A 9466-nucleotide genomic window follows, 5' to 3' on the forward strand; every position below is an offset into this window, starting at 1 on the left:
CCGGGGTGGAGCCCCGGGGAGCGTGACTTCTCAAGTCACCGAGTCGGACAGGTGGGCGAAGGACCTCAGAAGCCGAGACGCCGCAGCTGCTTGGGGTCCCGTTGCCAGTCCTTCGCGACCTTCACATGGAGGTCCAGGAACACCGGCGTCCCCAGCAGCGCCTCGATCTGCTTGCGGGACTTGATCCCCACTTCCTTCAGCCGCCTGCCCTTGGGCCCGATGACGATGCCCTTCTGACTCGGCCGCTCGATGAAAACGTTCGCGTGGATGTCCAGCAGCGGCTTGTCCGCCGGCCGGTCCTCCCGCGGCAGCATCTCCTCCACCACCACCGCGATCGAGTGCGGCAGCTCGTCCCGCACCCCCTCCAGCGCCGCCTCCCGGATCAGCTCGGCCACCATCACCTGCTCCGGCTCGTCCGTCAGGTCGCCCTCGGGATACAGCGCCGGCCCCTCCGGCATCAGCGGGATCAGCAGATCGGCGAGCAGATCCACCTGCTTGCCGGCCGTCGCCGACACCGGCACGATCTCCGCCCAGGCGATCCCCAGCTCCTCGCCCAGCCGGTGGACCGCGAGCAACTGTTCGGCCAGGGCCTTGGAGTCCACCAGGTCCGTCTTTGTGACGATCGCGACCTTGGGCGTCCGCTTGATCCCGGCCAGCTCCTTCGCGATGAACCGGTCACCGGGCCCGATCTTCTGGTTGGCCGGCAGACAGAACCCGATCACGTCGACCTCGGCCCACGTGGTCCGTACCACGTCGTTCAGCCGTTCCCCCAGCAGCGTGCGCGGCTTGTGCAGCCCCGGGGTGTCCACCAGGATCAGCTGGGCTTCCGGCCGGTGCACGATGCCCCGCACGGTGTGCCGCGTCGTCTGCGGCCGGTTCGAGGTGATCGCCACCTTCTGCCCGACCAGAGCGTTCATGAGGGTGGACTTGCCCGCGTTGGGCCGGCCCACGAAACAGGCGAAGCCGGCCCGGTGGTCCCCCACTGCCTTGACGGCGTGGGAGGTGCCCCCACCCTCGGCGGGCTGCGCGGATGACTGGGTACGAACGCTCATGGCGCCCATTGTCCCTGATCCACAAGCCCCCGCCGCACGCGCACTACTCGTCCGCCCCCGCGGGCAGCGTCAGCCGCACCTCCCCGTCCGGCCCCGCCAGCAGCACCGGCGTCGCCGCCCCGCCCAGGTCCCGCACGGCGGCCCGGTCCTCCGGAGCGATCCCCTCCGCCTCGCTGACCACCGCCGCCGCCTCCAACGAGGTCGCCCCGGAGGCCACCGCCATCGCCACCGCCGTCTGCAGGGCGCTCAGCTTCAGCGAGGCCAGGTGCACCGACCCCGCGACGTACGTGCGCCCCGTCTCGTCCCGTACGGCCGCGCCCTCCGGCACACCGTTGCGGGCCCGGGCCGAGCGGGCCAGGGTGACGATCTTGCGGTCCTCGGGGTCAAGCGCGTTGCTCTCGGTCATGTCCCGAGCATACGGAGTCGCACCACCGGGCCGGCCCCTCAGCCCGCCGCCTCCTCGTCCCCGGCGGGCTCGGCCGGAGTCACCGGCTCCACCAGCACCGTAACGATCTTGTTCCGGCGGCCCGCCGCCGCCTCCGCCGTCAGCCGCAGCTTCCGGCCGTCCGGCACCTCGACGACCGCCGAGGCCCCCGCGATGGGCACCCGCCCCAGCGCCTTGGCGAGCAGCCCGCCGACGGTCTCCACGTCCTCGTCGTCGTACTCCTCCAGGCCGTACAGCTCGCCCAGGTCGGTGATGTCCAGGCGCGCGGTGATGCGGTAGCGGCCGTCGCCGAGCTTCTCCACCGGCGGCAGTTCACGGTCGTACTCGTCGGTGATCTCGCCGACGATCTCCTCGAGGATGTCCTCGATGGTGACGACACCGGCCGTGCCGCCGTACTCGTCGATCACGACCGCGACGTGGTTGCGTTCCTTCTGCATCTCGCGCAGCAGGTCACCGGCGTTCTTGGTGTCCGGCACGAACACGGCCGGGCGCATCGCCGTCGACACCAGCTCGCTCTCCGCGTCCCGGCTGATGTGCGTCTTGCGGGCCAGGTCCTTCAGGTACACGATCCCGACGATGTCGTCCTCGCTCTCGCCGGTGACCGGGATGCGGGAGAAGCCGGAGCGCAGGGCCAGGGTGAGGGCCTGGCGGATCGTCTTGTACCGCTCGATCATCACCAGGTCGGTGCGCGGCACCATCACCTCGCGCACCAGCGTGTCCCCGAGCTCGAACACCGAGTGCACCATGCGGCGCTCCTCGGCCTCGATCAGCGACTCCCGCTCCGCGAGGTCGACCATCTCCCGCAGCTCCGCCTCGGAGGCGAACGGGCCGCGCCGGAAGCCCTTGCCCGGGGTGAGCAGGTTGCCGATGAGGATCAGCAGCGAGGGGATCGGGCCCAGCACCCGGGCCAGCGGCACCAGGACGTACGCCGCCGCGGTCGCCGTGTTCAGCGGGTGCAGGCGGCCGATGGTGCGCGGGGAGACCCCGATGGCGACGTAGGAGACGAGCACCATGACCACGATGGCCACCACCAGCGCCTGGGCCGTGCCCGTGAACACATCCAGGCACGCGTACGTGACCAGCGACGCCGCCGCCATCTCGCAGGCCATGCGGATCAGCAGGGCCAGGTTCAGGTACCGGGTCGCGTCCGCGGCGACCTGGGCCAGCTTGGTGCTGCCCCGGCGGCCGGACTTCACGGCCTTCTCGGCACGGAAGCTGGTCACGCGGGGCAGGGCCGCCTCCGCGCAGGCGGCGAGCCAGGCGACGACCACCAGGGCGATCGCGCCGAGAACGATCTGAGCGCTCATGGGCGGCTTACGTGACGGTGGGTGCCGGCGACGGCCCCTGCAGGCCCCGCTCCGCGCGCCAGCCGTCCACGATCGCGGCCTGCAGACCGAACATCTCGGCCTTCTCGCCCGGCTCCTCGTGGTCGTAGCCGAGCAGGTGCAGCACCCCGTGGACGGTGAGCAGCTGCAGCTCCTCGTCCATGGAGTGCTGCGTCGGGGCCTCGGCGCCCTGCTTCGCGGCGACCTCGGGGCACAGCACGATGTCGCCGAGCAGGCCCTGCGGGGGCTCGTCGTCGTCCTTCGACGGTGGCCTCAGCTCGTCCATCGGAAAGGACATGACATCGGTGGGCCCGGGCAGGTCCATCCACTGGATGTGCAACTGCTCCATGGCCTCGGCGTCCACGACGATCACCGAGAGCTCGGAGAGCGGGTGGATGCGCATCCGGGTGAGCGCGTAGCGGGCGATGTCGAGGATCGCCCGCTCGTCGACCTCGGTTCCCGACTCGTTGTTGACGTCGATCGACATGGTGGTGCTGGTCTACTTCCCCTTGTGCCCGTGCCCGGCGGCCTTGCCGTGACCGGCGGGCCTGGGCACGCCGTCCTCGGTGCCGTGCTTGCTGTCGTACTTCTCGTACGCGTCGACAATACGGCCCACCAGCTTGTGCCGTACGACGTCGTGCGACGACAGACGGGAGAAGTGGACGTCCTCGACCCCCTCCAGGATCTCCTGCACCTGCCGCAGGCCGCTCTTCGTGCCGTTCGGCAGGTCCACCTGCGTCACATCACCCGTGATCACGACCTTCGAGTCGAAGCCGAGACGGGTGAGGAACATCTTCATCTGCTCGGGGCTGGTGTTCTGGGCCTCGTCCAGGATGATGAAGGCGTCGTTGAGCGTGCGGCCACGCATGTAGGCCAGCGGCGCGACCTCGATCGTCCCCGCCGCCATCAGCCGCGGGATCGAGTCCGGGTCGATCATGTCGTGCAGCGCGTCGTACAGCGGACGCAGGTACGGGTCGATCTTCTCGTAGAGCGTGCCGGGCAGGAAGCCCAGGCGCTCGCCGGCCTCGACCGCCGGGCGGGTCAGGATGATGCGGTTGACCTGCTTGGACTGCAGGGCCTGCACCGCCTTGGCCATGGCCAGGTAGGTCTTGCCGGTGCCGGCGGGGCCGATGCCGAAGACGACCGTGTGCTTGTCGATCGCGTCGACGTACCGCTTCTGGTTGAGCGTCTTGGGGCGGATGGTGCGGCCGCGCGAGGACAGGATGTTCTGCGTCAGGACCTCGGCCGGGGTCTCGTGGCCGTCGCCCTCCCCGTTCTCGCTCGCCTTGAGCATGGCGATCGAGCGTTCCACTGCGTCCTCCGTCATCGGCTGCCCGGTGCGGAGCACCAGCAGCATCTCGTCGAACACGCGCTGGACCAGGGCGACGTCCGCCGGGTCGCCGACCGCGCTGATCTCATTGCCCCGGACGTGGATGTCGGCCCCCGGGAAGGCCTTCTCGATCACGCGCAGGAGGGAGTCGCCGGACCCCAGCAGGGTCACCATGGGGTGCTGGGCGGGGACGGTGAACTGTGCTTTTGCCTGCCCCTGCGCGGGGCTGCTGGCTGCGGGTGTCTGAGTCATGGGCCGGCGCTGAAGGCCTGCTGATTCCTCCTCGTCACGGCCGCGCGACTGACCGCGGCCTCGCGCTTCCCAGGGTACGACGGGGAGGCGACAAGGCCGTAGGGCTTTTCGGCACCCTCGGGAACGGGATCACCGCCGCACACCACCGCGCGGACGAGCCCCGGCCACGCCCCGGCGCCTCTGGGTCCGCAGCACGTCCCGGAACCAGGCGTACGACGCCTTCGGTGTGCGCTTCAGCGTGGCGTGGTCCACGTGCACCAGCCCGAACCGGCGCGCGTAGCCCTCCGCCCACTCGAAGTTGTCCAGCAGCGACCACACGAAGTAGCCGCGCACGTCCACGCCCGCCTCGACGGCCCGGTGCAGGGCGCGGATGTGGCCGTCCAGGTAGGTGATGCGGTCCTGGTCGTCGAGGCCCTCGTAGGAGCAGCCGTTCTCCGTGATGACGACGGGCGGGAGGCGGTCGCCGTAGCGGTCGCGGAAGCCGGTCAGCAGCTCGGGCAGGCCCTCCGGGACCACGGGCCAGCCGAAGTCCGTGACCGGGCGCCCCTCGACCGGCCGGAGCGAGAAGGGGAGCCCGGCGGGCAGGGACACGCCGCCGAACCCGGTCTCCTCGCCCTGCGGGGCGCCCACCCGGGTGGGCGCGTAGTAGTTGACGCCGTACCAGTCCAGCGGCTCCGCGATGATCCTCAGGTCGGACCCGACGTCGCCCGGCATCAGCTCCCCGATGCCCTCCGGGTACGTGCCCAGCAGCACCGGCTCCGCGAACATCCGGTTCAGCAGGACGTCGTAGAGGTCCGCCGCCTCCACGTCCGCCTGTTCCTGAGACGCCGGCCAGGCCGGCCCGTGCGAGTTGGCGATGCCGATGTCCGTGGCCCCGGCCGCGCGCAGCGCCCGTACCGCCAGGCCGTGGGCGAGCAGCTGGTGGTGGGCGGCCGGCAGCGCGTCGAACAACAGCCGCTTCCCCGGTGCGTGCACGCCCAGGGCGTGGCCCAGCAGGGTGTGCTCGGCGGGTTCGTTGAGCGTGATCCACTTCCCCACGCGGTCGCCCAGGCGTTCGGCGACCACCGACACGTACGCGGCGAACCGCGCGGCCGTGTCCCGTTCCAGCCAGTCCAGCCCGGCCGGCAGGTCCCAGTGGAAGAGGGTCGGGACCGGGCGGACGCCCGCCGCGCACAGGTCGTCGACCAGACGGTCGTAGAAGTCGAGGCCGCCAGGGGAGTTCACCCGCGGCCAGGAGACCGAGAAGCGGTACGCGTCCACGCCGAGTCCGGCCAGCAGTGCCACGTCCTCGCGGTGGCGGTGGTAGTGGTCGCAGGCCACCGCCGCCGTCGAGCCGTCCTTCACCCGTCCCGGCTCGGCCGTGAACACGTCCCACACGGACGGCTCGCGCTCCTGGACCGCCCCCTCGATCTGGTGGGCCGAGGTCGACACGCCCCACAGGAAGCCGGCCGGGAACTGAGGTATCGGGTTCGTCGCCATGCGCCGGATCATCCTTACCGACGGTAACGAAAGTCAACGCCCAAGCACCGAACGGGAGTTACGCACCCTCCTTCAGTACTCTGGAGATGAGCTCCCGCTGCTCCCCGGTCAGCCGGGGGTCGGCCGCGTACACCGTCCGGCCGTCCACCGTGATCTCGTAACTGAACCCGTCGGGCACCCCGGCCGGCGGCGCGGACCGGCCGGCGGTCAGCGCCCGCTCGGCCAGGTCCCGCAACTCCTGGGCATCGGGCCGCCCCGAGGTGTCGACCTCGGCACGGCGCTCGATGCCCGCGAACCCTCCCGTACGCCTCACTCGAATCCGCATGGGTCCGTGTCTAGTACGGAACTACAGCGTCCGCACCCCCACTTGTTCCCATGCCTTCCGCACGGCCTGCAGCTCGTCGCCGGCGCCGTACCGCTCCCGGGCCGCCCGCACGGTGAGCGTGGCGAAGTCCGCGAACAGCGCGTCCTCCTCGAGCTTGCCGCCGGTCAGCACGTCGTACCAGATCTGCCCGGCCTTCTCCCAGGCGTGGCCGCCGAGCGCGGTGGCGGTCAGGTAGAAGGCGTGGTTGGGGATGCCGGAGTTGATGTGCACGCCGCCGTTGTCGCTGCCGGTGTGGACGTAGTGGTCCATCGTGGCCGGCTGCGGGTCCTTGCCGAGCACGTCGTCGTCGTACGCCGTGCCGGGCGCCTTCATCGAGCGCAGCGCGGTGCCGCTGACGCCCGGGGCCAGCAGCCCCGCGCCGATCAGCCAGTCGGCCTCGGCTGCGGTCTGGCCGAGCACGTACTGCTTGATCAGCGAGCCGAAGACGTCCGAGACCGACTCGTTCAGCGCCCCGGACTGGCCGAAGTAGGCCAGGTTGGCGGTGTGCTGGGTGACGCCGTGGGTCAGCTCGTGGCCGATGACGTCGACGGGGATGGTGAAGTCGAGGAAGATCTCGCCGTCGCCGTCCCCGAACACCATCTGCTCGCCGTTCCAGAAGGCGTTGTTGTACTTCTCGTCGTAGTGCACCGTCGCGTCCAGCGGCATGCCGCGGCCGTCGATCGAGTCCCGCCGGTAGACCGTGAGGTACAGCTCGAAGGTGGCGCCGAGGCCGGAGTAGGCGCGGTTGACCGTGGCGTCCTTGCCGGGCCGGCTTCCCTCGCCGCGCACCTTCTGCCCGGGCAGGTCGGTGCGGTGGCGGGCGTCGTAGATCGTGCGGTGCGGGTGCCCGTCCCGCCGGCCGGCGGGCGGGGCGGCGGCGGGTGCGCCGATGACGGTGGTCAGCCGGCGACGGGTGCGCTCGAAGGCGTCGCGTTCCAGGGTGCGGCGGGCGGGTCCGGAGAGCGCGGGGTCCTCGTTGCGTGCGAGGCGGTCGAGGACGTGGGGCGGCACGATGGTGCAGAAGACGGGCTCGAAGCCCCCGTTGGTCGTCATGCCCGGAACCATGGCACTGCGTGATGTGGCTGTCACCACCCGCAACCATGATTGGTGAAATATCGGGGCAAGGGGGCCTTCGGTCGGTGGCGAAGTGGTAGGGAGGGGCGTGGGAGGTCGCCGAGCGTGACGTGCGCGCGTGACATCGCGCACTCTTCGCCCTTTTCGTCCCGTCGATTCCGCATACTGGAACGGGCCCGCGCGTCCGGGGCGGCTCGGTTAGGCTGCGGAGCATCATGCGTTTCGGGCTGCTTCTCCTTAGCTGCCGCGGCGAGGGCCTGTAGTCGAGGCCGACCCCCTCACCGCGGTGTCTGGCGTTGCGCCGTCGGCCGCTTTCCGGCCCCCGCGGACCCGCGGACCTTTTCGAGGAGCCCACGCAACCATGGCCAACCGCCAGCAGCCCAGTTCCATGCCGATCCACAAGTACGGCCGCTACGAGCAGGTCGACATCCCGGACCGCACCTGGCCCGGCAAGCGGATCACCGTCGCCCCCCGCTGGCTCTCCACCGACCTGCGCGACGGCAACCAGGCCCTGATCGACCCCATGTCGCCCGAGCGCAAGCGCCGGATGTTCGACCAGCTGGTCAGGATGGGCTACAAGGAGATCGAGGTCGGCTTCCCGGCCTCCGGCCAGACCGACTTCGACTTCGTGCGCTCCATCATCGAGGAGGAGGGCGCGATCCCGGAGGACGTCACGATCTCCGTACTGACCCAGGCCCGCGAGGACCTGATCGAGCGGACCGTGGAGTCCCTCAAGGGCGCCAGGCGGGCCACCGTCCACCTGTACAACGCCACCGCCCCGGTCTTCCGCCGGGTCGTCTTCCGCGGCTCCAAGGACGACATCAAGCAGATCGCCGTCGACGGCACCCGCCTGGTGATGGAGTACGCCGGGAAGCTGCTGGGCGACGAGGCTGATGGTACGGCGTTCGGCTACCAGTACAGCCCCGAGATCTTCACCGACACCGAGCTGGACTTCGCCCTGGAGGTCTGCGAGGCGGTCATGGACGTCTGGCAGCCCGGCCCGGGCCGCGAGATCATCCTCAACCTGCCCGCCACGGTGGAGCGTTCGACGCCGTCCACGCACGCGGACCGCTTCGAGTGGATGCACCGCAACCTGTCCCGGCGCGAGTACGTCTGCCTGTCCGTCCACCCGCACAACGACCGCGGTACGGCCGTCGCCGCCGCCGAGCTGGCGCTGATGGCCGGCGCCGACCGCGTCGAGGGCTGCCTGTTCGGGCAGGGCGAGCGCACCGGCAACGTCGACCTGGTCACCCTGGGCATGAACCTGTTCTCGCAGGGCGTCGACCCGCAGATCGACTTCTCCGACATCGACGAGATCCGCCGTACGTGGGAGTACTGCAACCAGATGGAGGTCCACCCGCGCCACCCGTACGTGGGCGACCTGGTCTACACGTCCTTCTCCGGCTCCCACCAGGACGCCATCAAGAAGGGCTTCGACACGATGGAGGCCGACGCGAAGGCCAGGGGCGTCACGGTCGACGACCTCGAGTGGGCGGTGCCGTACCTGCCCATCGACCCCAAGGACGTCGGCCGGTCCTACGAGGCCGTCATCCGCGTCAACTCGCAGTCCGGCAAGGGCGGCATCGCCTACGTCCTGAAGAACGACCACAAGCTGGACCTGCCGCGCCGGATGCAGATCGAGTTCTCCCGGATCATCCAGGCCAAGACGGACGCCGAGGGCGGCGAGGTCACGCCGAAGGAGATCTGGGAGGTCTTCCAGGACGAGTACCTGCCGAACCCGGACAACCCGTGGGGCCGTATCCAGGTCAGGACGGGCCAGTCGACGACGGACACGGACGGGGTCGACACCCTGACCGTCGAGGCCACGGTCGACGGCGAGGACACCGTGCTGACCGGCTCCGGCAACGGACCGATCTCGGCCTTCTTCGACGCCCTGCACTCCATCGGCGTCGACGTACGCCTGCTGGACTACCAGGAGCACACGATGAGCGAGGGCGCCTCCGCGCAGGCCGCCTCCTACATCGAATGCGCGATCGACGACAAGGTGCTGTGGGGCATCGGCATCGACGCGAACACGACACGTGCGTCGCTGAAGGCGGTCGTCTCGGCCGTCAACCGGGCGGCCCGCTGACCGCTCGACCCGTGTCCGTCCGGGCCCCCGGCCGCCTGTCGAGGCGGCCGGGG

General features: G+C 70.4%; 9 protein-coding genes. 1 reads left to right on the forward strand and 8 read right to left on the reverse strand.

Features of this window, described 5'->3' with window-relative positions; all coding sequences use genetic code 11:
• Positions 1–65 precede the first annotated feature (65 nt).
• The 8 genes from era to DEP02_RS26225 form a co-directional block, all read right to left on the reverse strand.
• A complete protein-coding gene (gene era, locus DEP02_RS26190; protein WP_198668601.1) occupies positions 66–1052 on the reverse strand; it encodes a GTPase Era in 987 nt (328 codons plus the stop codon).
• Between the two features lie 43 nt (positions 1053–1095).
• On the reverse strand, positions 1096–1458 hold the full coding sequence (locus DEP02_RS26195) for a cytidine deaminase-like protein (protein WP_112470152.1): 363 nt from the start codon (positions 1456–1458) through the stop codon (positions 1096–1098).
• 38 nt (positions 1459–1496) lie between these two features.
• Positions 1497–2804, reverse strand: coding sequence for a hemolysin family protein (locus tag DEP02_RS26200; RefSeq protein ID WP_112470153.1), 1308 nt, complete (start codon positions 2802–2804; stop codon positions 1497–1499).
• Positions 2805–2811: 7 nt separating this feature from the next.
• Positions 2812–3309 carry an rRNA maturation RNase YbeY gene (gene ybeY / locus DEP02_RS26205; protein ID WP_112470154.1) on the reverse strand — a complete coding sequence of 166 codons (498 nt, stop codon included), beginning with the start codon at positions 3307–3309 and terminating at the stop codon, positions 2812–2814.
• Between the two features lie 12 nt (positions 3310–3321).
• A complete protein-coding gene (locus tag DEP02_RS26210) occupies positions 3322–4404 on the reverse strand; it encodes a PhoH family protein (RefSeq protein ID WP_112470155.1) in 1083 nt (360 codons plus the stop codon).
• A gap of 129 nt (positions 4405–4533) precedes the next feature.
• Entirely contained in the window at positions 4534–5895 is a 1362-nt protein-coding gene (locus DEP02_RS26215) for a GH1 family beta-glucosidase (RefSeq protein WP_438947798.1), read from the reverse strand.
• Between the two features lie 46 nt (positions 5896–5941).
• The gene (locus DEP02_RS26220; RefSeq protein WP_112470157.1) at positions 5942–6208 is read right to left on the reverse strand and encodes a protealysin inhibitor emfourin; all 267 of its coding nucleotides are present in this window, start codon (positions 6206–6208) and stop codon (positions 5942–5944) included.
• 21 nt (positions 6209–6229) lie between these two features.
• On the reverse strand, positions 6230–7300 hold the full coding sequence (locus DEP02_RS26225; protein ID WP_112470158.1) for a M4 family metallopeptidase: 1071 nt from the start codon (positions 7298–7300) through the stop codon (positions 6230–6232).
• A 382-nt stretch (positions 7301–7682) separates the two neighbouring features.
• Between DEP02_RS26225 and leuA the strand changes: the two genes are divergently transcribed.
• Positions 7683–9413, forward strand: a complete 1731-nt coding sequence (gene leuA / locus DEP02_RS26235; protein WP_112470159.1) for a 2-isopropylmalate synthase — start codon at positions 7683–7685, stop codon at positions 9411–9413.
• Positions 9414–9466: the final 53 nt, after the last annotated feature.

The organism is Streptomyces triticisoli (assembly GCF_003270085.1).
Classification (GTDB): domain Bacteria; phylum Actinomycetota; class Actinomycetes; order Streptomycetales; family Streptomycetaceae; genus Streptomyces; species Streptomyces triticisoli.